Origin of the sequence: Cryobacterium sp. Hz7 (assembly GCF_004402815.1) — a bacterium.
Classification (GTDB): Bacteria; Actinomycetota; Actinomycetes; order Actinomycetales; family Microbacteriaceae; genus Cryobacterium; species Cryobacterium sandaracinum.
The window spans coordinates 43,143-68,243 of the sequence record NZ_SOFB01000011.1; the positions used below are offsets into that span (position 1 = coordinate 43,143).

25 protein-coding genes and 2 pseudogenes are annotated in these 25,101 nt (G+C 64.1%); 11 read left to right on the forward strand and 16 right to left on the reverse strand.

All coding sequences use genetic code 11. From position 1 onward, the window contains the following. Positions 1 to 11: 11 nt before the first annotated feature. From E3N86_RS02240 to E3N86_RS02260, 5 genes are read left to right on the forward strand one after another with little or no spacing between them, the layout of a single operon-like run. Complete coding sequence (locus E3N86_RS02240; protein WP_158250282.1) at positions 12 to 335, forward strand: V-type ATP synthase subunit F; 324 nt, start codon at positions 12 to 14, stop codon at positions 333 to 335. Continuing rightward, on the forward strand, positions 335 to 2,095 hold the full coding sequence (locus E3N86_RS02245) for a V-type ATP synthase subunit A (RefSeq protein ID WP_134373436.1): 1,761 nt from the start codon (positions 335 to 337) through the stop codon (positions 2,093 to 2,095). The genes E3N86_RS02240 and E3N86_RS02245 overlap by 1 nt, the downstream gene beginning before the upstream one ends. Continuing rightward, positions 2,092 to 3,522, forward strand: coding sequence for a V-type ATP synthase subunit B (locus E3N86_RS02250; RefSeq protein WP_134373438.1), 1,431 nt, complete (start codon positions 2,092 to 2,094; stop codon positions 3,520 to 3,522). Before E3N86_RS02245 ends, E3N86_RS02250 begins: the two co-directional genes overlap by 4 nt. Further along, the gene (locus E3N86_RS02255) at positions 3,519 to 6,308 is read left to right on the forward strand and encodes a cation-translocating P-type ATPase (protein WP_134511245.1); all 2,790 of its coding nucleotides are present in this window, start codon (positions 3,519 to 3,521) and stop codon (positions 6,306 to 6,308) included. The genes E3N86_RS02250 and E3N86_RS02255 overlap by 4 nt, the downstream gene beginning before the upstream one ends. A gap of 9 nt (positions 6,309 to 6,317) precedes the next feature. After that, positions 6,318 to 6,773: a hypothetical protein gene (locus tag E3N86_RS02260; RefSeq protein ID WP_134373442.1), complete on the forward strand. Its 456-nt coding sequence runs from the start codon at positions 6,318 to 6,320 to the stop codon at positions 6,771 to 6,773. A gap of 14 nt (positions 6,774 to 6,787) precedes the next feature. Here E3N86_RS02260 and E3N86_RS02265 read toward each other — a convergent pair whose 3' ends face one another. Then, a complete protein-coding gene (locus tag E3N86_RS02265) occupies positions 6,788 to 7,102 on the reverse strand; it encodes a hypothetical protein (RefSeq protein ID WP_198412861.1) in 315 nt (104 codons plus the stop codon). On the opposite strand from E3N86_RS02265, the gene E3N86_RS02270 reads away from it, so the two are divergent. Next, positions 7,095 to 7,280 carry a hypothetical protein gene (locus E3N86_RS02270; protein WP_134511246.1) on the forward strand — a complete coding sequence of 62 codons (186 nt, stop codon included), beginning with the start codon at positions 7,095 to 7,097 and terminating at the stop codon, positions 7,278 to 7,280. The genes E3N86_RS02265 and E3N86_RS02270 overlap by 8 nt on opposite strands. A 79-nt stretch (positions 7,281 to 7,359) precedes the next feature. Here the strand turns inward: E3N86_RS02270 and E3N86_RS16645 are convergent, their stop codons facing one another. Next, entirely contained in the window at positions 7,360 to 7,533 is a 174-nt protein-coding gene (locus E3N86_RS16645) for a hypothetical protein (protein ID WP_166784978.1), read from the reverse strand. A 254-nt stretch (positions 7,534 to 7,787) separates the two neighbouring features. On the opposite strand from E3N86_RS16645, the gene E3N86_RS02275 reads away from it, so the two are divergent. Then, positions 7,788 to 8,714, forward strand: coding sequence for an aldo/keto reductase family oxidoreductase (locus tag E3N86_RS02275; protein WP_104171202.1), 927 nt, complete (start codon positions 7,788 to 7,790; stop codon positions 8,712 to 8,714). A gap of 949 nt (positions 8,715 to 9,663) precedes the next feature. On the opposite strand, the gene E3N86_RS17750 is transcribed toward E3N86_RS02275, so the two are convergent. The 3 genes and pseudogenes from E3N86_RS17750 to E3N86_RS02290 all read right to left on the reverse strand — a co-directional run bounded on the left by E3N86_RS17750 (position 9,664) and on the right by E3N86_RS02290 (position 12,775). Beyond that, positions 9,664 to 10,317 (reverse strand): DUF2249 domain-containing protein, encoded by a 654-nt coding sequence (locus tag E3N86_RS17750; RefSeq protein WP_134511247.1) that lies wholly within the window; start codon positions 10,315 to 10,317, stop codon positions 9,664 to 9,666. A 200-nt stretch (positions 10,318 to 10,517) separates the two neighbouring features. Further along, a pseudogene (gene gltD / locus E3N86_RS17220) lies at positions 10,518 to 10,714 on the reverse strand (glutamate synthase); the annotation flags it as partial. A 72-nt stretch (positions 10,715 to 10,786) separates the two neighbouring features. Further along, a complete protein-coding gene (locus E3N86_RS02290; RefSeq protein ID WP_134511248.1) occupies positions 10,787 to 12,775 on the reverse strand; it encodes an aconitate hydratase in 1,989 nt (662 codons plus the stop codon). 279 nt (positions 12,776 to 13,054) lie between these two features. Here E3N86_RS02290 and E3N86_RS17755 point away from each other — a divergent pair. Beyond that, positions 13,055 to 13,150, forward strand: a pseudogene (locus E3N86_RS17755) (helix-turn-helix domain-containing protein); the annotation flags it as partial. Between the two features lie 6 nt (positions 13,151 to 13,156). After that, positions 13,157 to 13,444 carry a hypothetical protein gene (locus tag E3N86_RS02295; protein ID WP_241980717.1) on the forward strand — a complete coding sequence of 96 codons (288 nt, stop codon included), beginning with the start codon at positions 13,157 to 13,159 and terminating at the stop codon, positions 13,442 to 13,444. Positions 13,445 to 13,690: 246 nt separating this feature from the next. On the opposite strand, the gene E3N86_RS02300 is transcribed toward E3N86_RS02295, so the two are convergent. The 6 genes from E3N86_RS02300 to E3N86_RS02325 all read right to left on the reverse strand — a co-directional run bounded on the left by E3N86_RS02300 (position 13,691) and on the right by E3N86_RS02325 (position 18,766). After that, positions 13,691 to 14,656 carry a radical SAM protein gene (locus E3N86_RS02300; RefSeq protein ID WP_206751002.1) on the reverse strand — a complete coding sequence of 322 codons (966 nt, stop codon included), beginning with the start codon at positions 14,654 to 14,656 and terminating at the stop codon, positions 13,691 to 13,693. A gap of 50 nt (positions 14,657 to 14,706) precedes the next feature. After that, positions 14,707 to 15,519, reverse strand: coding sequence for a phosphate/phosphite/phosphonate ABC transporter substrate-binding protein (locus tag E3N86_RS02305; protein WP_134511250.1), 813 nt, complete (start codon positions 15,517 to 15,519; stop codon positions 14,707 to 14,709). Beyond that, positions 15,516 to 16,673 carry an acyl-CoA dehydrogenase family protein gene (locus E3N86_RS02310; protein WP_206751003.1) on the reverse strand — a complete coding sequence of 386 codons (1,158 nt, stop codon included), beginning with the start codon at positions 16,671 to 16,673 and terminating at the stop codon, positions 15,516 to 15,518. The genes E3N86_RS02305 and E3N86_RS02310 overlap by 4 nt, the downstream gene beginning before the upstream one ends. 33 nt (positions 16,674 to 16,706) lie before the next feature. Further along, entirely contained in the window at positions 16,707 to 17,102 is a 396-nt protein-coding gene (locus E3N86_RS02315) for a hypothetical protein (RefSeq protein ID WP_104101606.1), read from the reverse strand. Continuing rightward, positions 17,099 to 17,635 (reverse strand): DoxX family protein, encoded by a 537-nt coding sequence (locus E3N86_RS02320; protein ID WP_134341957.1) that lies wholly within the window; start codon positions 17,633 to 17,635, stop codon positions 17,099 to 17,101. Before E3N86_RS02320 ends, E3N86_RS02315 begins: the two co-directional genes overlap by 4 nt. Positions 17,636 to 18,031: 396 nt before the next feature. Continuing rightward, positions 18,032 to 18,766, reverse strand: coding sequence for an SDR family oxidoreductase (locus E3N86_RS02325; RefSeq protein WP_104101598.1), 735 nt, complete (start codon positions 18,764 to 18,766; stop codon positions 18,032 to 18,034). A 286-nt stretch (positions 18,767 to 19,052) separates the two neighbouring features. On the opposite strand from E3N86_RS02325, the gene E3N86_RS02330 reads away from it, so the two are divergent. Further along, positions 19,053 to 19,757 (forward strand): hypothetical protein, encoded by a 705-nt coding sequence (locus E3N86_RS02330; RefSeq protein ID WP_134341958.1) that lies wholly within the window; start codon positions 19,053 to 19,055, stop codon positions 19,755 to 19,757. A gap of 42 nt (positions 19,758 to 19,799) precedes the next feature. Here the strand turns inward: E3N86_RS02330 and E3N86_RS02335 are convergent, their stop codons facing one another. From E3N86_RS02335 to E3N86_RS02355, 5 genes are all read right to left on the reverse strand, one after another. After that, positions 19,800 to 20,429 (reverse strand): DUF808 family protein, encoded by a 630-nt coding sequence (locus E3N86_RS02335; RefSeq protein WP_241985921.1) that lies wholly within the window; start codon positions 20,427 to 20,429, stop codon positions 19,800 to 19,802. Positions 20,430 to 20,486: 57 nt separating this feature from the next. Next, complete coding sequence (locus E3N86_RS02340; protein ID WP_104101593.1) at positions 20,487 to 21,428, reverse strand: Brp/Blh family beta-carotene 15,15'-dioxygenase; 942 nt, start codon at positions 21,426 to 21,428, stop codon at positions 20,487 to 20,489. Next, entirely contained in the window at positions 21,425 to 22,624 is a 1,200-nt protein-coding gene (locus E3N86_RS02345) for a lycopene cyclase family protein (protein ID WP_134511251.1), read from the reverse strand. The genes E3N86_RS02340 and E3N86_RS02345 overlap by 4 nt, the downstream gene beginning before the upstream one ends. Positions 22,625 to 22,757: 133 nt before the next feature. Continuing rightward, positions 22,758 to 23,381, reverse strand: a complete 624-nt coding sequence (locus tag E3N86_RS02350) for a LysE family transporter (RefSeq protein ID WP_104101588.1) — start codon at positions 23,379 to 23,381, stop codon at positions 22,758 to 22,760. 50 nt (positions 23,382 to 23,431) lie between these two features. Continuing rightward, positions 23,432 to 24,325: a DUF808 domain-containing protein gene (locus E3N86_RS02355; protein ID WP_134511282.1), complete on the reverse strand. Its 894-nt coding sequence runs from the start codon at positions 24,323 to 24,325 to the stop codon at positions 23,432 to 23,434. 197 nt (positions 24,326 to 24,522) lie between these two features. On the opposite strand from E3N86_RS02355, the gene E3N86_RS02360 reads away from it, so the two are divergent. After that, positions 24,523 to 25,089: a PadR family transcriptional regulator gene (locus E3N86_RS02360; RefSeq protein WP_104101585.1), complete on the forward strand. Its 567-nt coding sequence runs from the start codon at positions 24,523 to 24,525 to the stop codon at positions 25,087 to 25,089. Positions 25,090 to 25,101 lie beyond the last annotated feature (12 nt).

Sequence of the window (25,101 nt, forward strand, 5' to 3'; positions counted from 1 at the left end):
GCTTGCTGGTAATGACGGTCGATGAACTGGCCGTCGGGTACCGCCTGGCCGGTGCTGATGTGATGGTCGTCGCCGATGCCGAGGCGGCAGGTACGAGACTCCGCGAACTCCTCGACGAGGGCGTGGAGGTGGGCGTGATCGCGGTGCATGAACCGTTTTACACGTCCCTCGACCCGCCGCTACTCCGGCGTATCGAAAGAACCCTGCCCCCACTCGTTGTCGCACTCCCCTCCGGGGAGCGTCCGCACGGCGACTCCGGACGGCGAGAACAACTCCTCCAACGGCTGTGGCAGGCAGTCGGTTACGAAATCACATTCGACTCAGAAGGCCGGTAATGAACACACAAACCCTGACCGACGCCGGAACCCTATGGCGGGTCGCCGGCCCCGTGGCCGAGGCGATAGGCCTCCACGCCCGGCTCTACGATGTCGTGCTAGTCGGCACGGCCCAACTCCCCGGCGAGGTGATCCGGATCGACGGCAAACGCTGCGTCATCCAGGTGTACGAGGACACCGCGGGCCTCGCGGTCGGCGAACCTGTCGTGAATACCGGCCAGCCGCTCCAGGTCGAGCTGGGGCCGGGGCTGCTGGGCCAGATCCTCGATGGGACGCAACGACCGCTGAGGGAGCTCGCCAGGCGCGGCGACGACCCGTATGCCGTCGCGACCATCGCGCGCGGGGCCCGCGCAACAGCGTTGGATCGCGAGCGCAGGTGGGACTTCTCGCCGGCGGTTCGCGAGGGTGACCAGGTGGGGCCGGGCGACCTGCTCGGAACCGTGCCGGATGCGGCGATGGCGCACCGTGTTCTGGTGCCGCCGAGAGTGAGCGGAATCGTTCGCAACCTGCGCACCGGCCTCCTGCGAGTTAGCGAACCGGTCGCAACGGTCGGCGACGAGGAAGTGGCGATGCTGCAGTACTGGCCCGTGCGCCAGGCTCGGCCGGCCTCGCAGCGACTCGCTCTCGAGGTGCCCCTTGTGACCGGCCAACGCGTCATCGACACTCTTTTCCCCATCGCTCGGGGTGGCGCAGCGGCGATCCCGGGAGGGTTCGGCACGGGCAAAACCGTGCTCGAACAGTCGCTCGCAAAGTGGTCGACGGCGGATGTTGTCATCTACATCGGCTGCGGGGAACGCGGCAACGAGCTGGCAGAGGTGCTCGAGGAGTTTCCGGCGCTCGTCGACCCACGCACGGGGACGTCGCTGATGCAGCGAACGGTGCTGATCGCGAATACGTCGAATATGCCTGTGGCCGCCCGTGAAGCGAGCATCTACACCGGGATCACCATTGCGGAGTTCTTCCGCGACCAGGGCCTGCATGTTGCGCTGATGGCCGACAGCACCAGCCGCTGGGGGGAGGCGCTGAGGGAGGTGTCGAGCCGCTTGGAAGAGATGCCGGCGGAGGAGGGCTACCCGGCCTACCTCGCCACCCGCCTGGCTGAATTCTACGAACGGGCCGGCGCCGTCCGCTGCCTCGGTGATGAGAATCGGACAGGTTCAGTCACCGTCATCGGTGCGGTCTCCCCGGCTGGCGGAGACTTCTCGGAACCCATCACCCAGCACAGTCTGAGATTGGCCGGGACATTCTGGGCCCTTGACACCGCGCTGGCGAGGCGTCGTCATTTTCCGTCGATCAACTGGACTCGCAGCTACACCCTCTACCAGCTCGACGGATGGTTCGCCGACGAGGTCTCCGCGGACTGGCCAGTGTTGCGGGCGTGGGCGCTGGACATGCTGCAACGCGAGACATCACTGCTGGAAATCGTGCAGCTCCTCGGAGCAGACGCGCTTGCGGCGCCACAGCGCGTGGTTCTCACCATCGGGCGGCTGCTCCGAGAGGATTTTCTGCAACAGTCCGCGTTCGACGAGGGCGACGCATCCTGTTCGCTCGCCAAGCAGCACACGATGCTCACCGCAATTCACGCAGCGCACGATGCACTGGCGACGGCAGTCGAACGCGGGGTGGCGCCGGACACCGCGTCGGCCGTTCCAACGCTGCTCGAGATCGGGCGCATGCGCGCCTGGCCCGAAGCCGAAATGGCTCAGCTCTCGAATGATCTGACCGCTCGCATCCGTACCCAACTTGAGGAACTCCGATGAAATCCACAGTGCCCGAAGCCGGCCCCGCCCCGAAGCTCTCCATCGACCACCGAACGGTCACCTATGTGTCCGGCCCGCTGCTCATCGCCGAGCAGGCGCAGGGCGTCGGCTACGACGAACTGGTTGACGTCATCGCGCCCGACGGAGACGTCCGACGGGGTCGAGTGCTCGAGGTAAGCGGCGACAAGATGACCGTGCAGGTGCTTGAGGGTACCCGCGGTCTTGACCGTCAGGGGACTGTCGTCCGCACCCGTGGTGCTTTCGCCCGACTGCCTGTCGGACCCGGCCTCATCGGGCGGATCCTCGACGGTGCCGGCGTACCGATCGACGGCGGCCCCCCGCTGCTGGCGGTAGCCGAGCGCGACGTGAATGGGGCGCCGATGAACCCGGTCGCGCGAGATCACCCCTCCGAGTTCATCGAGACCGGCATCTCGGCGATTGATGGCCTGAACACTCTGGTGCGCGGTCAGAAACTTCCGATCTTCTCCGGCTTCGGCCTGCCCGCCAACGAATTGGCGGTGCAAATTGCCGCGAGTGCGCGGGTGCTCGGAAGCGACGAGGACTTCGTGGTCGTCTTCGCAGCGATGGGGGTCACGCAACGCGAGGCTGCCTACTTCCGTGGTCAGTTCGCCGACAGCGCCGCACTCGAAAGGACGGTGCTCTTTCTGAACCTCGCCGACGACCCGACGGTCGAACGCCTGCTCACACCCCGAGCTGCGCTGACGGCCGCCGAGTACCTCGCGTGGGAGGAAGACCGCCATGTGCTTGTTATCCTCACCGATATCACCAACTACTGCGAGGCGCTTCGTGAGGTGGCCGCGGCTCGTGAGGAGATTCCGGGTCGGCGGGGCTATCCGGGATACATGTACACCGACCTTGCGTCGTTGTTCGAGCGTGCCGGGCGAGTGCGTGGCCGCCGGGGATCGGTTACCCAGCTGATGATCCTCTCGATGCCCGACGACGATATCAGTCACCCCATTCCCGATCTGACGGGCTACATCACCGAGGGACAAATCGTGCTGTCGCGGGATCTCCATCGGCGAGGCATCAGCCCGCCCATTGACGTTCTGCCCTCGCTGAGCCGGCTCATGAACGCTGGCATCGGTGCGGGGCGCACCCGGGAAGATCACTCAGCGGTCGCCGACCAGCTTTATGCCTGCTTTGCGAGAGGTCGGGAACTGCGCCAACTCTGCTCGATCGTCGGCGAGTCGGCCCTTTCGGAAGAGGATCGGCGGTTTCTGGCCTTCGCCGAGGACTTCGAGCAGCGTTTTGTCGGCCAGTCCGGTGTGTCACGCACGCTCGTCGAGACTCTCGACCGTGCGTGGGAGCTACTCGCTCGCTTTCCTGCGGCTGAACTCAAGCGGGTCAAACCGGATATTCTCGCGCGCTACCACCACTACAAGGATGAAATGGCGGAGACATCATGAGCACTGTTGTGGGCAAAACGGTCGCCTGGCACGACCAGGAAGTCGCGGTCGTCATAACCGGATTGCAGACGAATGCGACTCGGGGCCTTGACGAGAAGATCGCCGTTCATCGCCTGGAGGAGTCCGGCTACAACGAACTCGAGGAGCGCGCCGGTCGGTCGGTGTGGAACATTCTGTGGGAACAGGTGTCATCCATCCTGATCGTGATCCTGGTCGTGGCCGCCGGTTTGGCTGCGGCCCTGGGCAAGGCCATCGACGCCACAGCCATCATCGCCATTGTCGTTCTGTTCGTTGTTCTCGGGGTCGTGCAGGAGTACCGTGCGCAGAAGGCGATCGCCGCGCTGAAACAAATGGCAGCGCCAACCGTGCGCGTCGTGCGTGACGGCCAGGTCCGTGAGCTATCGGCGCGCGAACTCGTGCCCGGCGATCTCGTGCGCTTGGAGACCGGATCCGTGATTCCGGCCGATGTGCGCATCGTCGAAAGCATCAATCTGCGCACCCAGGAAGCCGCGCTGACGGGGGAATCCGAACCGGTCGACAAGACCACTGACCCGATTCCGGGCACCGACATTCCTCTCGGAGACCGCACCAATCTGGCCTTCCTGGGCACCTCCGTAACCTACGGGCGAGGGTCTGCCATCGTCGTCGAAACGGGCATGGCCACCGAACTCGGACGCATCGCCAACCTGATCCAGGAAGTCCCGCAGGAGAGAACGCTTCTGCAGAAACGCCTCGACAAGCTGGCGAAGCTTCTCGCCGCCGTTGCCGTCGCAGTCGCCATTCTCGTTTTCCTGACCGGCCTTCTCCGCGGGGAGGAGACCTCGCTCATTCTCCTCACCGCGGTCTCGCTCGCCGTGGCAATCGTCCCCGAGGGTCTGCCGGCTGTGCTGACCTTCACGCTGGCCCTCGGCGCCCAACGGATGCTCGTCCGCCGGGCGCTGGTGCGGCGGCTTGCCGCGGTGGAGACTCTCGGCTCCGTCACCGTCATCTGCTCGGACAAGACAGGCACGCTGACCGAGAACCGGATGACCGTGACTGTGCTCGAGACGCCGCGCGACAGCTTCGACCTCGCAGCGGGCGCGACCCCCGAACTCAATGATGACGGTCAGGTTCTGCTCGCTGCCGCAGCCCTCTGCAACGACGCGGTCCTGGACCGGCGATCTGAACATCCTGAAGCCGTCGGCGATCCGACCGAGGGCGCCCTCGTGCTCGCGGCGGATCGGTTCAGCATGAGCAAGGAAGATCTCGACTCGGGACTACCGCGAGTGGGCGAAGTGCCTTTCGACTCGACCCGAAAACGCATGACGACACTGCACCGCACCCCTGAGGGTGGTTCCCGTCTTCTTGACACGCTGATGACGGTTGCAGAGGGTGCTCCCTTCCTCGCCCTCGTCAAAGGTGCCGGAGATGGTATCCCAGAGCACTGCAACCGGATCGTGCAGAACGGGCGTGTCCGCCCGCTGGACGACGCAGCTCGAACTCGGTTCAGCGCCTCCATCGAGCAGATGACCGAAAAAGGCCTCCGAGTGCTTGCCGTCGCCGCACGCGGCCTCGAGGAACTCCCACCGTCGGGGAAGGGGGAGGAGGCCGAGCAGAGTCTCGTGCTGCTCGGGCTGATCGGGATGGTTGATCCTCCCCGCTCGGAAGCTCGGGATGCCATCGCGCGCTGCGCGACGGCAGGAATACGCCCCATCATGATCACCGGCGACCACCCCCGCACGGCGCGTGCCATCGCCGTCGATCTCGGCATCGCCGAACCGGACGGCCTCACCCTGACCGGGCGCGAGCTCGAGCAGATGGACAGCGAGACATTGCGCATCGCAGTGCGCACCACCTCCGTTTTCGCGCGAGTGTCTCCCGAGCACAAATTGCGCATCGTCGAGGCGCTGCAGGCCAACGGCGAAATCGTGGCGATGACCGGTGACGGGGTGAATGACGCGCCGGCACTAAAGAAGGCCGACATCGGTGTGGCTATGGGATCAGGAACGGATGTCGCCAAAGAGGCCGCCGAGGTCGTTCTGCTCGACGATAACTTCGCCACTATCGTGGCCGCGGTTGAGGAGGGGCGGGTCGTCTACGACAACGTGCGCCGTTTCGTGGGCTTCTCGATTTCAGGCAACTTCGCGAAAGTGCTGATCGTGGCAATCCCGCCGCTCTTCGGACTGCCGCTGTATCTTCTCCCGATCATGATTCTGTGGTCCAACCTGCTCACGGATGGCCTCTTGGGGCTCGGGATGGGCGTCGAGCGGGCCGAGCGGGACACGATGCGACGGCCTCCCTTCAAGCCGACCGAAAGCATCCTCAGTCGCGGCATCGGGACTCAGATCGCTTGGCTGGGTCCGGTGATCGGGGGGGCGCTGATCGCAGTAGGTTGGGTCGTTTGGTACAGCGCGGGCGGCGACAGCGGCTCGATCACTCCCGAAGCCGAGGCCCTCCTAGCGACAATCGTGTTCACGAGCCTCGCCTTCATCCAACTCGCGCGAGCCCTCGCCAGCCGTTCGTTCGTCGAGCCGGTCTGGCGAACGGGGCTGCGCGGCAACAGGGTTCTGGTGAGTATGATTCTGGTCGCGCTCGTCCTGCAACTCGCCGTGGTCTACCTGCCGTTCGCCCAGGAAATCTTCGGCACCGTACCTCTGAGCGCGGCCGAACTGGCGGTCGGCGTTCTTCTGGCGCTGGGTCTTCTCGTGATCATGGAGGTCGACAAAGCGTTCCGGCGGCGCGCCGTGCGCAAGAACTCCGCGAACGATGTTCCGGAGCAGAACCCACATCACCGCGGCCCGAAGTGAGCCATTCTGATGGCTGATCGGGACCGCACAGCGGTCCGTGCCCGTGACCCGGGCACGGCCCGGGGCCACCGAGGCCGAACGTTCGCCCTGTTCGGGCTGCCGCTGCTGGCCGTGGCCGGTGTGCTCGCCGTCTCGCTCGTCATCCCCGGGTCGAACACCTGCGGGGGACCCGTCCCCGGCTGCGGAACGCTGCGCAACGCCGGACAGATCCCGATGGACATTCAGGCGGCAGGTGGCACAGCCGACGTGGGCACCGTGACGGTGCAACCGAGGGAGCGGGTGCTGCTGTTCGGGACTGTGAGTGAGGTGCGGGTTGATGCGGGGCAGTGCCTGATCGTGGAGGGTGGACCGTTCTGGAACGCCCGCACCGACATCGACCGGGTGGCAGAGCCGAACGGGCTGTGGCACGCGATCGATGATTGGGGCGCACGGGTCCACCTCCGCGACGGGCCGTGCCTGGAGTAGACGTGACGCGGCCGTCACCGGCCCGACAGACGGCGTGCACGCCCGGTGAGCCGAGGTACGAGACGCACATGGATCACCATGCCGACCAGCTCCACGAGGGTCTGGGTCACCACGGCCAGTGCGGCCACGGACAAGGACTCCGGTAGCGCAAGTGCCAGAGGGAGCACCACCAGGGAATTGCGGACGGACCCGCTGAAGACGAGCGCACGAGTCGCCGGCACGTCCAGGCGTGCGAGTCGATTCGCTGACAACCCGACGACGACCATGATGACCGGGAACGCGATGTACAGCACCACCACCAGCAGAAGCGAGGCAATCCGGGTGCCCACCGCCGCGATCTGGGATCTGCTCAGCTTCGATTGCCCGGCCGAACCGGTGCCGACGGCCAACCCATTGAACCGTGACCGCAACCAACAGGGAAATCACGAGCAAGACGAGGAACGCCCCGAGGAACGGCTCGATATCGATCATCGAGAGGTGTTCGGGCCGGCGAACAGCAGCAGGTAGATGGGAAGTAGAACAATCTGCAGAAGCATCAGCAGAGGTGTGGCCGCCAGGAGTCGTTCACGTGTGGCCAGTAGCACTTCTAGGTATGCACGTGATAACAGCGCCAGCCCACGTAGTTGGTAGCGCGGTTCTTGACGATGTGGTGCCGGCCCGTGTTGGGCGAGAGGATGAGGTGCAGGGCTGCGTCGACGGAGTCTATGGTGGACGATTCGGCGCTTTCGGCGAGGCTGATCACACGGGTATCTGGCTCCATTCGGGCGTCGAGTCGCGAAAAAAATCAAGAGTTCCCGAGACCTTTGGTGAATCCCGAACTTCGCTCTGACCCTTTACCGGTGCCAGTCGCCACCCCACCCGCCGGAGCAAAATGCACTCGGTCCAAGGCTTCCCCTTCATTTTTGGTTTTCCGATCGCGGCCACCGGCTGACCACGTAAGTGTGGCGCGCGAAAACTCTCCAACAGTCTTTGAGCGCGAGCTGGCAGAAATTCGAAGTAGGGCAGGATGGTCTGATGAAGATATACAACCCTCCACGTACGAATCTGCAGGCATCCAATGTCATTCTCGGGATGATGAGGATCTCGGACATGGACGATGAGGAGATCCGCGCTCTCGTCGGCACCGCGCGGGATGCCGGCATCAATTTCTTTGATCACGCCGATATCTACGGTGGCGCGCACGGCTGCGAAAAGCGGTTCGGTGACGCGGTCACGTTCACGGACGCAGAGCGTGAGGCGGTCATCATTCAGTCAAAGGTCGGCATCCGTCAGGGCTTTTTCGATTTCTCCAAGGAGCACATCCTCCGCTCGGTCGACGAGTCTCTCGCGGCGCTGAACATCGACTACCTGGATATCTTGCTGCTGCACCGTCCGGACACTCTGGTCGAGCCCGAGGATGTTGCTGCGGCGTTCGACGCGCTGCACGCCGCGGGAAAGGTGCGCAACTTTGGTGTCTCCAACCAGACGCCCGGGGTGATCGAACTGCTGAAGCGTTCGGTCAACCAGCCGCTGGCCTTCAACCAGGTGCAGCTGAGCATCACCCACGCGCCGTTGATCGCGCAGGGAGTTGCTGCCAACATGGCAGGGCTGGACCAGTCGATTGACCGCGACAACGGGCTCCTCGAGTACAGCAGACTGAACGACATCACCCTGCAGGCCTGGTCGCCGTTCCAGAGCGGCATCTTCGACGGCGTGTTCGTGGGCGACCGGGAGAATTACGGCCCGCTCAATGACGCCCTCGATGACATCGCCGCCGCCCACGGGGTCACGCCGACGGGGATCGCGGTCGCCTGGATCACCAGGCACCCGGCCAACATTCAGGTGGTCCTGGGGACGACCAAGCCCGCGCGAGTGGTGGAGTCTGCCGCAGGGTCCGAAATTCCGCTCAGCCGTGAGGAGTGGTACCGCCTCTTCACGACCGCTGGGCATGTCCTCCCATAAGCAGGAGCGCTCCACATCGTCTTCCTGACCCCAGATGCAGGTAACCCTGGCGGCCAGCGACGCGACTAATTGCACGAGGGGGTCGTGCAGCTTGTCGGCCGTGCCGCCGGGAATTACCCGCCTACGCTACGTCGACAATGATGACCCGAGAAGGGCGTGCCGTCCGCAAGGTGGACATCACGCCAATGAGGTCGTCGGCGAGTTCAGGTGGTGAGCGCAACACACTGAGTTCTGTGGGGTGTTGTTGATGGCTCGACCGTTGTCGCCTTTGAGCGTTCGTTTGTCGCTTTGGGAGGGGGTGGACGCGGGGCTGTCGGTGGCCGTCGCGACGCAGGCTGCGCCGTTCGACGACCTGGGATCAGGGAGCCTTCCGAATGGCCGGGAACCAGTCGGGTGTCGACCTCAACGGGGCGCTCGCCCAGCAGCGGGCCGGAGAACCTCGAACGCCGTTTCGCCGTGTGACGGTGGGTCGGACGCCCGCGGCGCCCGGTTCGGAGGTGACGGGCCATTCCCCGGGACAGCCCGTTTGCGTGCGGCGAATACAGAGCCCGATAGATACTTTCGTGCACGACGTCCATCTCGGGCTGTCCCGGGAAATCGATCCGCAGCTGGTGACTGATCTGCCTGGGTCTCCACTGTTGAACGCGGGCAGCAGTTGCGCCTGTGGAGATTCCTTCAGCTAGTCGCTATTCACACGGTTTCCGGTGAGATCATCCGCAGGGATGGTCTCCCCATCGCGTTTACTCCACGGGAATTCGGTTCTCCTGACTGGAAATGCAGGTGGTTTGGTTGCTCCTCAGCGTGCCGCGTACTGTTGACGATTCTGGCGGCCAAGGTGAGGAAATATTTGGAGTGGAACGGAATCACTTGGCGCGATGACGGCCGCCAAGAGATCGAACGCCTCCTGGCCACCAACAACTTCCCCGAATTCACCGGTCGGCTCTGTCGGTTAAGCGCGGCTGAAACGCACCCGCCAGAGCTCCGGGCCTCGTTCGATGTAGCTCACGTCGAAAGTGTTTGGCTGGCTCTGCTGAAGTTCCGCCAGCATCCGTTGGGGGTCGTGCGGTTCGATCACGTCTAGGGCGAACCCCGGCACAACGGCGTCGAGCGCGCCGAAGACGGCCGCGTGCCGGATGGCGTGCGGGATGGTGCGGGCGTCGAGCACGATGGTGTCCGTCCCCTCGGTCGTCCCGTCACGGCCCCCATCTGCCGTCGGCTTGCCGAGTGCAATCGGCGGAGGACGCCGCGCCGGAGCGATGAGCTTCGCCACGGTGAGCAGGATGACCGCGTCTTCGACAGCCTCCAGCGAGTTGCGGCCCGGCGGCATCGTGATCAGGTCCCCGCGCCATCCAGACCACGATGCGCCACCCGAGGTGAGATTGACCCGCCCCTCGAGGACCTGCACGGTTGCTTCAGCCAGGTTGTCGTGTTCTCCAAGGCGTCGCCCGGCACGGAGCGCGATCAGCGTTTGCCGGAGGACGTGCACGTGGCCGCCGTAAACGGTCTCCGCGCTGCGACCGCTGGATGCGTCCCGTGCGTGATTGAGATGGTGGCGCACGAGTGCGGTGAGCGACTTCTTTTGCATGTCGTTCTCAACTTCCATTTCCCTCATGCTCCGCTACCGCTGTGCGCGTGTCAACGGTGCTGTGATTGCCGCGCGTGGCTGGTCGGTGCCGCCCGTTCTCAGTTCCCAGCCGGCCACGCTGCCAGCGCGTGGAGTCTGCTGATTTTCGAGGATCTCATGCTTGTTGATCTCCGTTTTCCGCGCGGTCTAGGCGCATAGTGCCGCGGTTGGGTTGAAGGTCAATTAGATGGCGAAGGGGTGGTCCGTTGGCTTGGGGAGGGCAGCTGCGTCTCACCTCCAAGAAACGATCGACGGCTGCTGCTGCGGCGCGACCTTCAGTGAAGGCCCAGACGATGAGCGACTGTCCCCGGCCGGCATCACCGGCGACGGACGCGCCCTCGTGGCTGGTCTGGTATTCACCGTCACATGCGATATTGAGATCGGTCGGGCACTGGGGGCGGTTACCGTCACAGAATGAAAATTTGCCGCAAAATGACACTGCGCGGGCCTATTTGGTTTCCTCAGGAACGGCGGCTCCGCGCGCGCTCCGGGTGCGCAGCCACGGGATGAGGCCACCGACGAGGAGCATCTCGATCTGCCGGGTCGAGAGTTCGTGGCGCACGGAGTAGATCTCATCACGGGTTATGTTGCGCACGAGGATCTCCGTTCCGTTCGAGAGCGCCTCACGAATCCCGTCGAGCACGAGCACGTCATCCTGCGCGATGCGATCGTGATCGGCCGCATCCGCGAACTGGAGCGCCAGTGCGCCGAAGTTGGCCAGGTTCTGCCAGTGGATGCGTGCGAACGAGACCGCCAGCACCACCCTTAATCCTAGGAAGCGCGGGGTGATCGCGGCGTGCTCCCTAGAGGAGCCCTGCCCATAGTTGGCACCGGCGACGATCATGTGGCCGGTCGTATCTCGGGTTTGGGCAGCGCGAGTCGGGTAGGTCGGGTCGACTTGGTCGAAGGTGAATTCGGCGAGCTTGGGGACGTTGCTGCGGAAAGGGAGCACGCGCGCACCCGCCGGCAGGATCTCATCCGTCGAAATGTCATCGCCCACGATCAGGGCGACAGGTGCCTCGATGTGCTCGGAGAGCGGTCCGAAGACCGGCAACGAGGAGATGTTTTCGCCCTTGACCAGGTGCACCGCTATGGATTCCTCCGGCGGTAAGGGCTTCTCGAGCATCGCCAGGTTCACGCGCGACACCGCCGGAAGTGTGATCTGGGGATATTCCAAGCCGAAGAGCCCGGGCAGGTCCCGCGGATCGGTGATCTGTCCCGTCAGCGCGGCGGCGGCCCCCGTCTCCGGCGAACATAAGTAGACCGAGTCTTCCTGGGTGCCCGAGCGGCCGGGAAAGTTGCGCGGCATCGTGCGCAGGCTGATGCTGCCATTCGCTGGGGCCTGGCCCATGCCGATGCAGCCCATACAGCCGGACTGATGCAGTCGAGCCCCCGCCCCGATCAGATCCAGGGTGGCCCCCATGATGGTCAGGTCCTGCAGAATCTGCCGGGAGCTGGGATTGACGTCGAGGGACAGGCCGGGGAATGACTGCCGCCCCTTCGTGATCGCGGCCACGATCGCGAAATCGCGCAGGCCCGGATTCGCGGACGACCCGATCACGACCTGTCCCACCGGGCGCCCCGCCACTTCGCGCACCGGCACGACGTTGCCGGGCGAGCTGGGAAGCGCGATCAACGGCACGATAGAAGCCAAATCGATCTCCCCGGTCACGTCGTAGGTTGCATCTTCGTCCGCGAGCAGTTCGGTGAAATCCTGCTCGCGCTGTTCGGCGCGCAGGAAGGTTTGCACCTGAGCGTCGGCCGGGAAAACGGTGGTGGTCGCGCCCAGTTCGGCGCCCATATTGGCGATCACGTGCCGATCCATCGCGGTCAGGGTGGCGAGGCCGGGGCCGTAGTATTCGATGATCCGGTTGACGCCGCCCTTGACGCCGTGCCGGCGCAGCATTTCGAGGATGACGTCTTTGGCACTGGTCCACGGCGGCAGTTGTCCGGTGAGCTTCACGCCCCAGATTTCGGGCATCCTGATGTACAAGGGCTCGCCGGCTATGGCCAGGGCCACCTCGGTGCCGCCGACGCCGATGGCCAGCATCCCCAGCGAGCCGGCGGCCGGGGTGTGGCTGTCGGAGCCGACCATCGTCTTTCCGGGGATGCCGAACCGCTGCATATGCGTGGGGTGCGACACCCCGTTCCCGGCCTTCGAGAACCACAGGCCGAACCGTTGGCAGGCGGAGCGGAGAAAGTCGTGGTCCTCCGCGTTCTTGCTGTCGGCCTGCAACAGGTTGTGGTCGACGTACTGCACGGAAACATCCGTGCGCGCGCGATCCAGTCCCAGCGCCTCCAACTCCAGCATGACCAGGGTCCCGGTCGCGTCCTGGGTGAGGGTCTGGTCGATGTGCAGGCCGATTTCGGTCCCCGGCACCATCTCCCCGGAGACCAGGTGCGACGCGATGAGTTTCTGGGCGACGTTGTATGCCACGGTGAGCTTCCTTACTCGATAGCGGTGCCCGCCGACATACGGCGGTAGCGAATTGGCCTCCGGGGCATTCCGCTCGTCCCCAAGGTAGGCCACTCGTGGCGCTGGGGCTAGCTTTTCCAGGGAGAATGGACATCCTCTGTACTGGAAAGATGGACCGGAAAGACGGGGCTTTGGGAGGGGGTATCGCGTCCTACTGGGTATCGGTGGTTAAGCGAGCATCAGAAGGTGCTGCCATCACCGGTTCAGGATTTCAGTGTCGCCCGTGTCGGACTTTGATCGTTGCGAGTTCGAGAAGAGATCGGATTCCAGCTCGCCCGGGGTCACGGGGTGCGTCGCATCGCAGCGGCACTGGGCCGGGCGCCGTCGACGATCAGTCGGGAGGTGACCAGCAACCAGGTCGCCGGCCGCTACGTGCCCTCGCTCGCGCAGGAGCAGACCTGGGCAAGGGCTCGGCGGCCAAGAGCCCGGAAGCTGGACGGATTAGCGTTACGGGAACAGGTCACCGTGATGCTCACCGATCGGTTCAGCCCGGAACAGGTTGCGGGTCGACTGAAAGTCGAGCATACGGAGAATCTGGAGATACAGGTGTCACACGAGACGATCTACCAGGCACTCTACGTTCAAGGTCGTGGATCGTTGCGCTTGGAAGTTGCCACCGCGTTGCGGTAAGGGCGGGCAACACAGCGACCGCAGAGGCCGGAGGGTCTCACCAGAGGCCGGAGGGTCCGGGATCCTCGAGAACGTTGCCGCCGAGCTCAACCGCCGGCCCCGCACACGCCACGGCTACCGAACGCCCGCAGAAGTCCTCGCCACACCAATCTCGAATCGAACAAATCAAACCGGTGTTGCACACACCACCTGAATTCGCCGCCCGGGTGAACCGAGACCACGCGGATGCTCGCCGAGCCGATACGGTCACGCGCAGGGGAACCATTCCGAGATTGCGTTGGCGGAACGGCGATGCGCGATGAATCGGCGGGTCACTTCAGCGATCGCATCTGCAAGCGGGAAGATGTTTCCCGTTACGAATTGGTCGTCGTGGTCGGCGGCAACGGGATGCCAGTAAACGCCGTCGGCGGTGATCGTCACCTCGGGTATGAGCGAGTCAACGGTCAGTTCTATGCCGGATTCAGCGACTCCGCGGTGGGCGAGTGCGCGGATTACCTGGTCGTCCCGCAGGATACCGAGAGTATCGAGAAAGGCGTGAAACGGCGCGAGTTCGTGCATCTGGTCGGCCGGCAAAGTGGCTGCGACCTTGACTCGAAATCCCTCGTCGTGTGCGATTTGGATGCCCGCGACGGCCCTGGCCCAGGACCCGGAGCCGCGGTGGCTGTCATGGATCTCGGATGTGGCAGAGTCGAGACTGATCTGCAGCACGAGCTGGGAGCGGTCCATTCGACGCAGGCGCTCGCGCCTCCTGCCGTGAAAAAGCATGCCGTTGGTGAGCAACGTCGTGGGCAGTTTGTTCGTGCAGGCATTGACCAACTCGTCGAGGTCATTCAGCAAGAACGGCTCTCCGCCGGTGAGGATGAGCTCTTTGACGTCGGCATCTGCAGCCTCGTGCGCGATCTGCCGGACTCGATCCATTCCGATGGCTCTCCGCTCTGCCTTCGGAGACGACCGAACGCAGCAATAGTCGCAAGCCAGATTGCAATCGAAATTGGTGTATACCCAGACCCGGGATCCTGGGAGCTGACCGGGATCGAGCCCGGCGAGCGGGTCGGGCGAGCGGCCGTGGAGCACGGTGATGGCCGACCCCACCATGCTGACGATCTCATTCCCACTCGAAAGGCACCACGCTGAGATGAGTTCCAGGGCGGCCTCCCGATCGCATGTCCCGAAGTCGACAGAAGCCGTACGGCCTGTTGCCACCCGGCTCACGTTCTCGACCAGGTCGAGGAGCAGGCCCGCGCCTACCGGAGGGCTCGCGGTCACCATCGGTCCGATACTTTCTGTTCCCGCACGGCCGCGATGAGCGAGGCATACCCGTCAAGTTTCGGCGACACCCACGCCCGCAGGCCTTCCATCTCGAGGATTCGCTGATGTTCGAGGTTCTCCCAGTCCATCGCGAATAGGTTTGCCACCCACTCGTCCGACCGGTCGATCGTCAGCGACGGCATGGCGGTGAAGGTGCAGTGGCTGTACTCGGGGGAGATCCAGAAGGACTCGAACGCGCCGGGGAGGAGCTCACCGCGACCGATCGCTTGCCACGTGTTGATGCCGATCGCCGCAGCATCCGCCCGATCCTCGAGCACCGCGCGAAGGGCGTCGAGTTCGCTCCTGCCCGTATCACCGTGTTTCCCGACATCGCTATTGATGCGAGTGAGATCGACATCCGTTTCGCCGATCCCCGCCTCACGCAGGAAATGCACGGGAAGGATGGCGGCTTGCGCTGAATCGCGTGACCCCAGGGCAAGTCGACGTCCACGAAGACTCTCCAGCCCGGTGAAACCGCTGCCTGCTCGGGCGACGAACACCGTCTGGAACACAAGGTCCGTATCCCGGGACGCGAGTGCACGGCATGCTCCATCCGTCTGGGCGACAGTGCGCACCCAGGCCAGGTTGGTATTCCACGCGAGATCGATTGTTCCCGTGATGAGGGAGTCCACCAGACTCGCATAATTTGAGAACAGCATGAAGTCGATCGGCGTTGAGGTCTCGGCGAAGCAGTCTCGCATCCCTTCCCAGATGGGTACGACATTGGGAGAGTACGCAACGGAGCCGATGATCAGGGGCGCACTCACGCTGCAGCACCCGTAGAGGCAGTGTCACGAGTTTGGGCGGCGGGTGCCGCGACGGTTTCCGGGGCGTCGAAAAGTGGGCGGCCAGTGATCGCCCTGCCGTAGAACTCATAGAGCACATCGGATGTCGGAGCCATCACGTGGCCCGCGCGGGCATCGCGAAAGTACCGATCTATTTGCAGGTGCTCCGAGAACGCCGCACCGCCGCAGACGCGCATCGCGGCATCCGTAATTCGCAGTGCGGCATCGTTCGATGATGCCTTGCTGCCGAGCACGAATAGGGGGGTATCCTCCTGCGGGTCAGCCACGCGACCAGCGGCCCGATCAAGGTACGCGCTCGCATTCGCGAGATCGATTGACATCTTCGCCAACTGCGCCCGAATTGTCGGTAGCGCTGACAGGCTTTGGTCGAGATGCTCCAGCCGGGTTCCCACCGTATGCCTCACCGCTGCGTCGACGGCCGCACGGCTGAGCCCGATAGACACAGCCGAGTTGCCGAGATTGAACCACGGCAAAACAGAACTCATCATGAGCCCGAATCCGCTACCGGCCGTCCCGAGACGGAATCCCTCGGAAGAATCCATGTCGATGGTCATCGGGCTCGAGGAGTTCCCACGCAATCCCATACCGCTCCACGGCCGGTCAACGCTGAGCCCCGGGCTATCTGCCGGGACCGCGAACAGGTCGACGGTCTCGGCATCCGCAGTCCCGGTAGAGATGATGTAGACATCCGCGTGGCCTGCGGAGGTCACCCAACTCTTTTTCGCCGAAATATGCATTCCGTCTGACGTCGAGGTCGCGCGCGACACCGGAGTCCAGAAGTGTGAGCGGGAACCCGCTTCAGAGAACGCGAGGGAGGCAAGAGAGCGACCACTGGCGAGATCCTCGAGGAGTGCGGGCATCCCCGCTGGCGGTGCGGCTGCGACGGGCATGGAAGCGCTCACATGCATCAGATAGATCATGGAGGTCGACCCGCACGCTCCCGCAAGCTGGCTGATGACCTCGACAAGCTCGCGTGGCCCCGCACCAAGACCACCAACCTCAGTGGGCAGAGTGAGTCCGAGCAAACCGGACTCGCGCAGGGCCGCGATGGCCTCATGTGGAAAACGCCCATCCGCATCTACTGCGTGGGCGTGAGTTCGTGCAACGTCGAGCACGGGCTGAACGCGTGAATTCAGGTCCATTACGGCTTACCTTTCGTCGGAATCGTGGGTGCGAATAAGCGAACGGACAGCGCGGGCGAGCATGAGAAGCCCGAGGCCGAGACCACCGGTGACCGCCATGGTAGAGGCGTCGCCCCCCAGCGGCCTGAAAGACGCCGCGAGCCCTGCGAGTTGCACGAGCGCGGCGACGGTCAGCAGAACACCGGCGGCAGCGTAGAGCGCGGGGCGCCGAGTGGCACCGCCGGCGATGGCGAGTGTGCCACTCACAAGTAGAACGACAGCACCAGTTGCCCCGATGTGCACGAAGTCGAATTCGGTCGGAAGCTGGGCGCCGAACACGAAGCCCGCAAACACAAGTGAGGCCAGGCCGAGAAGGACGCTAGCGCGGTCGAAGGCGCTCGAGCCGGCTGGTGATCGCCTCATGACAGCCTCATCATCAGTCGGGCCGCGCGCCCTGAGGATTGCACCCACTGCTGGCGAAGGACACCGTCGATTCCATAGCTTCGCCCAGCTGCGGTCGCGAAGATCGCGAGGTGAGCGAGCGCCATGAGATAGTACGACCAGTGCCATTCGTTCGGGGCGAAAAGTACTGAAAGCGTGATTGCCAGGGTCTGGCCGATGCCGACGACAGCCCAGAAACGCGTGGCGAGGCCGATGAGCAGAAAAGCCCCGAGTCCGCCTTCGACGAGGAGGGTGAACCACCCGAAGACCTCGATATTGGGCAGGATGACGGCTTCGACGAGTGAGGAGTAGGGCGGTAGAACAGGATGGGCGATCGCCTGGCTCGCCCAGAAGTAAAGTCCGTTCTCCTGTGCTCGGCCGAAGTCCGGAGGGATCTTCCAGGCGACATTCTGGATCCACATCAGTGCAACACCGACGCGGAGCACCGCGACCATAACCCCTGTCGCGCGGGAGACGGGAACCGCCACAACCGGCGCGTCATTGACTCGGGACATGAGAACCGTTCATCTCCAGCATCCAAGCGGCACGGAGAGCAAACCGCAATACCGAGAAGATGGAAAATCCCAAAGAAACTTCCCATCGAAATCCCATCATCTGCCCGACCGTGTTGTGCCATCCTTTCGGAAACGGCTTCTGACGCGCAGGCCGAGACAAGGCGACTGAAGCAGCAAATCGTCGAGTTGGACTATTCAGTCACGGTAGGCGCTTGCTCCGGACGGCCGCTATTTCTGCGTTGGCGGAGCAGTGCCCACGCTTCTGGGGTCGCGACTATCGGCGTTGCGCTTGGCCTGCTGACCGGGCGCCGGATGGGCGTCCCTGCCCTCTGACAAGGGCGTGCGTTCGGCAAGGTGGTCGTCACTCCGCAGGGGTCGAAACCGGCGACCTGACGCTCACACGTTCAGGACTTGCCCAACCGTCGCACCGCCGTCGGCGATGAATTCGGTGCCCGTGGAGTAGGTTGCGTCGGCGACCAGGTACAGAATCAGCTTCGCCACCTCCTCAGGCTCGCCAATGCGCGGGATCGGCTGCCCCGCGTACATCTCCAAACTTTCCATACCCGCGGTCATCGGTGTACGGATGCCGCCAGGGTGCACCGAGACTACGCGGATGTTGTCAGCGCCGAGATCCAGGGCCGCGGCTTTTGTAAGTCCGCGCACTCCCCACTTGCTGGCAACGTAGGCGCTCAGGTTGGAGTAGCCCATGATTCCCGCGGTGGACGACACGTTGACGATGACGCCTCCGCCGGCAGCTTTCATTGATTCAGCGACCGAGCGGATGCCCAGAAAGACTCCGGTCAGATTGATGCCGATGACGCGGTTCCACTCCTCCAACTCTGTAGTGGCAACAGGCGTGAATGCGACGATTCCGGCGTTGTTGATGAGGATGTCAATGTGACCGACGGTGGAGTCGACGTCGGCCACCACCTGCTTCCACTGCGCCTCGTCTGCCACGTCGAGGTGTCGGTAGACGCCGCCAATCGAATCCGCCAGCGCCTGGCCGGCGTCATCGGCTATGTCGGCCACGATGACCCGGGCTCCCTCTGCTGCCAGCAGCGTCGCATCCGCCGCACCCATGCCCACGGAACCGCCTGTCACCAGCGCGATCCTGCCGTCGAGTTTTCCCATGATCGGTCTCGATTCTGTTTTTCTCGCCCCGCTCGGGTCGCAAGACGAACGTCTCGCCACAGTAGCCACGTTCATTGGCAGCGGGCTACCTTGGCGCCATGCGTAAACTCTTCGTCTCGGCACGAGATCAAGAAATAGAAGCGGAAGTATGCTCCCCTGACGATGAGCGTCAGGACGAGCGGGGGTGTGGAGCGGAGTGCCAATGTTGCTCTGGCCCGCATGATAAATTCGATTGTTCCGATACCGGAGCATGACAGCACGCAGAACATCGTCGAGAGGCTCAAGCATGAGCGAGAAACTGAGCTTCCGAGTCCGACGCCTCAATAAGAAGCATCGGACCGCTTTCGTCGCGTTGTTCGCTGAACACCCGCAGGCCGAAGTCGATGACGCGCCTGAGATCTATTTCGACGACACCATCGAACTCCAAATTGAGTCCATGGCTTTGGCCCTCGTCGCCGAAACCGATGACGGCCGGCTTCTCGGCGCTCTTGTCACCGAACCGGACAGCTACGTTGACGAAAATCAGCTCGACGAAGACTCCACCGACGATGACATCGACGATGCAATCGTCAGCGATCACGGCACCGCCGTCTTCGAGCTGCTGATCACCGGTGGATCCGCGCAGGTGTGCCGGGAACTCCTCAATACTCTCGCACCGGCCCTCACCACCCGCGGTTTCGCTCAGGTGCATGCCAGCGTCCCACCAGATCTCGCCGAGGTGTTCCGCGGTCAAGGCTGGGTTGTCCTGCCAGAAAACACGGGTATCGCCTGGATGGGCATGGACCAGTCAGACGAGCAGGTGCGCGACTATGAAGCGATCCCGAGCAGCTCGCTGGCCGCGTTCCTCGTGATCGACCCCAACGTGTACATGTCTTGGCCGTATGACGCTCCTGACAACCCCGAAGATGACGACTCTCGACAAGAGAACATCGCCACAGGCATGGAGGAGTTCGCAGCCCGGGTAGACGCAGAAGCATCCTCAGATTCTTAGTGTATGACGGCGAGCAGCACGCCGACGCCCACGAGGCTCTCGTCAGGCCGCTACGCGGTCTGTCCGATTCCGTTCCAGAAAGTGCGACACTCCGGAAAAGATCGCGACAATGCTCAGGCCCAGAATGAGCCGGAACACGGCCGGCATTGACCGCACGATGCGCGCGCCGAGGCCGATCACCGCCAGGGCGCCGAGCGTCAAACCGGTCCCGAAATCGGGATCGAGACCCGCCAGTGCGATGAGCATGATCTCTGTGCTGAGGATCAGGTCGGTGCGAGTAGGGCCGAAGACGAGTTTTCGCTCATCCCGCGGTTCAGTGTCGTCAGCCTCATGGTGGGCGCCGAACCATTCGGTGACTTTCTCCGCACCCTCGAAGCAGAAATAGGTGCCGCCGATGATCGGCAGCCACGGCAACACCCATGGTGCGAATGCGGAAAGGAGCAGTGCGAGCGGGATGATGATGAAGTTGTTGAATAGGCTGCCGAGTGCGATCTGCCTGACAGCGTGGAGTTCGCGTGCCGGTGTGAAAACCCGAACGTACTGTGGGGTGACGGCCGCGTCGTCGATGATGATTCCTGCGGTCTTAGCACTCGCCGTGGGGGAGGCGGTAAGTACGTCATCGACTACGGCGAGCAAGCCGACCGAGATCTGGACCTCCTCGAATGGGGGCATCACCCTGGTGGGCGACGCAGTGCTGACCACAGTTCCGCTCGGCACGGGCAGGAGATGTCACAGCAGAACCGCACCAGCTGCTCGTCGCTGACGAATTTCGTAGGTCACCACCATCATGTGCGGCACGGTGAGCCCTGCCAGACCGATGAACACCAGCTGCAGGATCTGCTCGCTGAGAACGCCGCCGGGGCCGAACGCGACGAGGAAGACCGCTACCGCGAGGAGGGGGACCACGGTGTAGACCACGACCAGGAGGGCCGTCTGCCGTCCGCCGCCCCGCTCCTCCTGGAATCCTCCCTTCAAGTGCCGAAAACTGTGCAGTGCGCAGAAATACAGCACGAAGAAGACCAGCGGTTCTGTGGCCAGGCCGAGCACTGTGGCGAGCACGATCTCAACGCTCTCGCTCGGCCGGTGTCGCAGGGCGACCAGGGCAGCGATCATCAGACCTGCCACGGCGATCGGCCCGAGCCACTCCTGCACGCTGGCCACGACTGCGCCTCCGTCACCGGACAGCACCACGTAGATTGCTCTGACCTGGTCAGGATGCGACAGCGCCGGCACGGTGAGCAGCCCGAATCCGGCGAGAAAACGCAGCCCGACCGACCGGTCCGCATTCCAATCGGAGCCGAAGTGCAGCGCCGACACGAGCAAAAACGCGACCAGGCTCAGCACGGGCGCGACCAGCCAGAGCAGCACCACGCCGACCACGACCAGAATGTAGACCGCGTTGAACCCGGCGAAGCCCAGCGGAGTGCGCCACAGCCCAGCCCGGCGCGCGATCAGTGGATCGAGAGCGCCGTGGGGCAGGCCCAGCACACCGGCGAGGATGCCCAGCAGCACGATTTGAACCGTGGGCGAGGGCATGGGAATGCCCAGTCCGACCACGGCCAGAATGACCAGGGCCAGGCTGGAGAACACCACCGTCTCGGCGGGCACGCGCCGCCGCCGCGGCGTGACGCGGGCGGCCTCGCTACGGGGAGGAGTGGTCTGATCGGTCATCGCTGCACGCTGGTTTCTGTGGTCGGCGTCGGTCTGGTGGCCGGCAGGGTCTGTGCCGGGCTGAACGCCGCAGGCGCGGCCACCTGGGCAAGAAAAGGGGTCCACGGCAGGCTCGCGATGATGCGTGCGTAGTCCGTGGGTCGGGCGCCGTCGCTGAGAAAGCGCACCAGCGCGGCGGGGGCAACGCCGCGGGCGAGGGCGAAAAAATACTCCGCGGTGCGTTCCGGATGCGCCCGAACGGCCTGCAGAAAGATGCGATCGAAGGCGCGCCTCGCCCGAGGTTCGTCTGGGTGGCCCACCGCCCCCTGGCCAGCGAGCAGGCTCTCCGTGCAGAGTTGAGCCCAGCGCTGAATGCGCAGGAACCCGTAGCCCGAGGCAGCCCGCAGCGCCCCGCCGGCATTGCCGGCGTGCACGACCCCGGGGATCGGCGACGCCGTCTGCCGGCCCAGACCCATGGCCAGCACGCCACCCTCGGTGCGCACCCGGCGGGCGTCGGCCAGGCCGAGCCCGGTGAGTACCTCGTCGAGCTCGCCGACCAGGCGCTCCCGCTCTATCGGCGCCGTGCCGAAGCGGGTCCACTCCACGATCGCGCGGTTCCGGCCGAGCGGCAGGGCGTACACAAAGCTCAAACCCTCAGCGTCGGCGTCGAGCGACCCCATCAGCGTGACCTCGCCGAGCTCGAACGGCAACGGATGCTCACGCTCCAGTTCGAAGCCCACGAAGCTCTGGTACAGCATCGACTCGGCGGCCCGTGGTCGGGTGTCAACCACCTGACGGGCTAGTAGGGGGCCCGCGTTCGTCTCAACCCTAACGCCGCCGGGGACTGCGTCGACCGTCTCGGCGTGCACGCCGAGGCGCAGGTCGACGTTCGCAGACTCGGCGATGTCGGCCTGCGCGCTCGCGTAGAAATCGCTGCCCCGAATGTACTGGTAGGCCAGCCCGGGTACCCGATGCCGAACGGTGAGGCCCGCCGCATCCGAAAAGGTCCAGGTCTTCCAGCTTCGTGAGACCAGGTGTGACAGGTCGTGCTGTTCCGGTCGCCAGAAGCACCAGCTGCGGTCGTCCTGATAGGCCGTGCGGGGTTCCAGCACCACGACGCGCAAACCGGAACGTACTCGGGCCAGCCGGGCGGCCAGCGTGAGACCGGCGAGTCCACCACCTAGTATCACGAGGTCGGCGTCCACGGCAGGCGTCATCTGTGCTCCTTGCGCTCGATCACGTCCGAGGTGCCAATGGGACGATCTTCGAACAGCCTAGTGGTCTTGGTATGTGATTTTTCGGCTGCTCACCCGGCTGCGAAAAACACCTTCAACCGGTGGTTTGGATTCCTCAGTGGAGGACCGCGAGCAGCACGCCGACAGCCACGAAGAGCACACCGAAGACGCGGTTCAACACGCGCTGGCCGTGATCGTCGCGGGTGAATCGCGCGAATGAATGCGCTGTTCCGGCGAAGAAGAACCACATCACCAGAATGTCGATCGCAACGACGGTGGCCGCGACGATCAGATACTGGGTCGGCATCGGCCTGTCCACCCGGATGAACTGAGGCAGGAACGCAAGGAAGAACACGATCGCTTTGGGGTTGAGCATGTTCACCCACAGCCCGCGTCGGAACATCGACCAGCGGGGCTCATCGCTCAGGGCCCGGGTGCGCTCGCCATCGAGTTCCGGCTTGGCCAGAAACTGACGGATGCCCAGGTAGACGAGGTAGGCGGCACCCGCGTAGCGAATAACGTTGAAGGCGATCGGAGAACCGGCCACGAGCAGACCGACACCGAGTGCCACGATCACGATGTGGATGAGAAGCGCGGCCTGCTGGCCGAGGATTCCCCAGATGGAGCGGCGAAAGCCCGCGTTGAGAGCGTTGCTCATGGTGTTGATCGCCCCCGCACCGGGCGTGAAGCTGATCAGGGTGCCCGCGCCGACAAGGGCCACCCACAGGGAGAACTGCACCGGGACATCCTCGTTTCATGCTGATTGCGGCTTGCCAGCCGGCGACGGGGTCAGGCCGTTACGCGGTGGGACCGATTCTGCTTGCGAAGGCGCGAGATCCCGGACAGGGCCGCGACAATGATCAGGCCGAGAATGAGCCCGAAAACGAGCGACATCGCGGTGTCGGTGACCCAGACAATGATAGGTCCGGCAGGTTCGACCGCCTGCGTCACGGCGTGCAGAACGTCGTAGGGAACGCTCCAGATCGTGTCGTTCAGGTTCACGATCACCAGGTGGCCTCCTACCCACAACATGGCGACCGTGCCGATGACGCTGATCACTCGGAACACGGCCGGCATCGATCGCACAATGCGCGCGCCGGTGCGTCTGACCCGTCGTACCGGGTTCTTCATCAGCGTCAGCCCGATGTCGTCGATCTTGACCAGCAGGGCGACCGCACCGTAGACGAGCGCCGTCATCCCCAGGCCGATCACGACCAAGGCGCCGAGCGTCATCCAGATGCCAAAATCGGGATCGAGACCCGCCAGTGCGATGAGCATGATCTCTGTGCTGAGGATGAGGTCGGTGCGAATAGCACCGAAGACGAGCTTTCGCTCATCTCGCATCTCAGTGTTGTCAGTGCCGTGATGAACTCCGAACCACTCGGTGACTTTCTCCGCACCCTCGAAACACAGATAGGTACCGCCGATGATCAGCAGCCACGGCAACACCCACGGCGCAAAGGCGGAGAGGAGTAGTGCGAGCGGGATGATGATGACGAATTTGTTGAACAGGCTACCGAGAGCGATCCGCCACACGATGGGAAGCTCGCGCGCCGGTGACAGTCCCTGAACGTACTGAGGCGTGACGGCCGCATCGTCGATCACGACGCCTGCGGTCTTCGCGCTAGCTTTGAGAGCGGCGGTGAGTATGTCATCGACAACGGCGAGCAGGCCGACGGACATCTGGTTCTCCTCGGATTCAGGGGCGTCGTCCTGGTGCAGGGCGACGGCAATGGGGTCAACATTACCGCGCGGCAGGGTGGGCACAGGCGCCTCCCAGACGGTGGAAAGAAGATTGATTCTGGTTTCGCCATCACGTCGCGAACGATATATCGTTAACTATCGTCGAGCCGGATGGCTTCGGCGCTGAGGAGGACATCATGAGTGGTTCATTTATGGGTGACGGGTTCAGGGCACGCCGGGGCGGTGCTGGTGAGGGCTGGCCCAGCGGAATGTGGGATGCCATGGAGCAGCTGCGCGGACAGTTCGACCGCAAGGCCGGTCCGAGAATGGCACGCGGGAACGTGCGTGCGGCGGTGCTTGCGCTGCTCGCCGAGAAGCCGATGCACGGATACCAGATCATTCATGAGATCGAGGAACGCAGCAATGGCGCCTGGAAGCCGAGCCCCGGCTCGGTGTATCCCACGCTTCAGCTGCTTGCGGACGAGGGCCTCATCAACGCCGAGGAGTCCAACGGTCGCAAGACCTACTCGCTCACGGACGAAGGCCGCGGGGTAGCGGATGCCATGGCCGACCAGCCGGCCCCGTGGGAGGCCCAGAGCGCTCGGGACACCGGGCGGGCGGCCGCGCTGCCCAAGGCCGGCATCGACCTGGCTCAGGCCGCCGCGCAGGTCGCGCGATCCGGCAACCCGGAGCAGGTGAAGCAGGCTGTCGCCATCCTGGATGAGGCGCGTCGCAAGCTGTACGCCATCCTCGCCCAGGACTGACCGAGTGCCCTC

Bases quoted from the DNA above. Each gene is read 5' to 3' on its own strand.
- E3N86_RS02240 (WP_158250282.1), top strand. From the start codon at position 12: ATGACGGTCGATGAACTGGCCGTCGGGTACCGCCTGGCCGGTGCTGAT.
- E3N86_RS02245 (WP_134373436.1), top strand. From the start codon at position 335: ATGAACACACAAACCCTGACCGACGCCGGAACCCTATGGCGGGTCGCC.
- E3N86_RS02250 (WP_134373438.1), top strand. From the start codon at position 2,092: ATGAAATCCACAGTGCCCGAAGCCGGCCCCGCCCCGAAGCTCTCCATC.
- E3N86_RS02255 (WP_134511245.1), top strand. From the start codon at position 3,519: ATGAGCACTGTTGTGGGCAAAACGGTCGCCTGGCACGACCAGGAAGTC.
- E3N86_RS02260 (WP_134373442.1), top strand. From the start codon at position 6,318: ATGGCTGATCGGGACCGCACAGCGGTCCGTGCCCGTGACCCGGGCACG.
- E3N86_RS16645 (WP_166784978.1), bottom strand. From the start codon at position 7,533: ATGGAGCCAGATACCCGTGTGATCAGCCTCGCCGAAAGCGCCGAATCG.
- E3N86_RS02275 (WP_104171202.1), top strand. From the start codon at position 7,788: ATGAAGATATACAACCCTCCACGTACGAATCTGCAGGCATCCAATGTC.
- E3N86_RS17750 (WP_134511247.1), bottom strand. From the start codon at position 10,317: ATGGAAGTTGAGAACGACATGCAAAAGAAGTCGCTCACCGCACTCGTG.
- E3N86_RS02315 (WP_104101606.1), bottom strand. From the start codon at position 17,102: ATGAGGCGATCACCAGCCGGCTCGAGCGCCTTCGACCGCGCTAGCGTC.
- E3N86_RS02320 (WP_134341957.1), bottom strand. From the start codon at position 17,635: ATGTCCCGAGTCAATGACGCGCCGGTTGTGGCGGTTCCCGTCTCCCGC.
- E3N86_RS02325 (WP_104101598.1), bottom strand. From the start codon at position 18,766: ATGGGAAAACTCGACGGCAGGATCGCGCTGGTGACAGGCGGTTCCGTG.
- E3N86_RS02330 (WP_134341958.1), top strand. From the start codon at position 19,053: ATGAGCGAGAAACTGAGCTTCCGAGTCCGACGCCTCAATAAGAAGCAT.
- E3N86_RS02335 (WP_241985921.1), bottom strand. From the start codon at position 20,429: ATGCCCCCATTCGAGGAGGTCCAGATCTCGGTCGGCTTGCTCGCCGTA.
- E3N86_RS02340 (WP_104101593.1), bottom strand. From the start codon at position 21,428: ATGACCGATCAGACCACTCCTCCCCGTAGCGAGGCCGCCCGCGTCACG.
- E3N86_RS02345 (WP_134511251.1), bottom strand. From the start codon at position 22,624: ATGACGCCTGCCGTGGACGCCGACCTCGTGATACTAGGTGGTGGACTC.
- E3N86_RS02355 (WP_134511282.1), bottom strand. From the start codon at position 24,325: ATGTCCGTCGGCCTGCTCGCCGTTGTCGATGACATACTCACCGCCGCT.
- E3N86_RS02360 (WP_104101585.1), top strand. From the start codon at position 24,523: ATGAGTGGTTCATTTATGGGTGACGGGTTCAGGGCACGCCGGGGCGGT.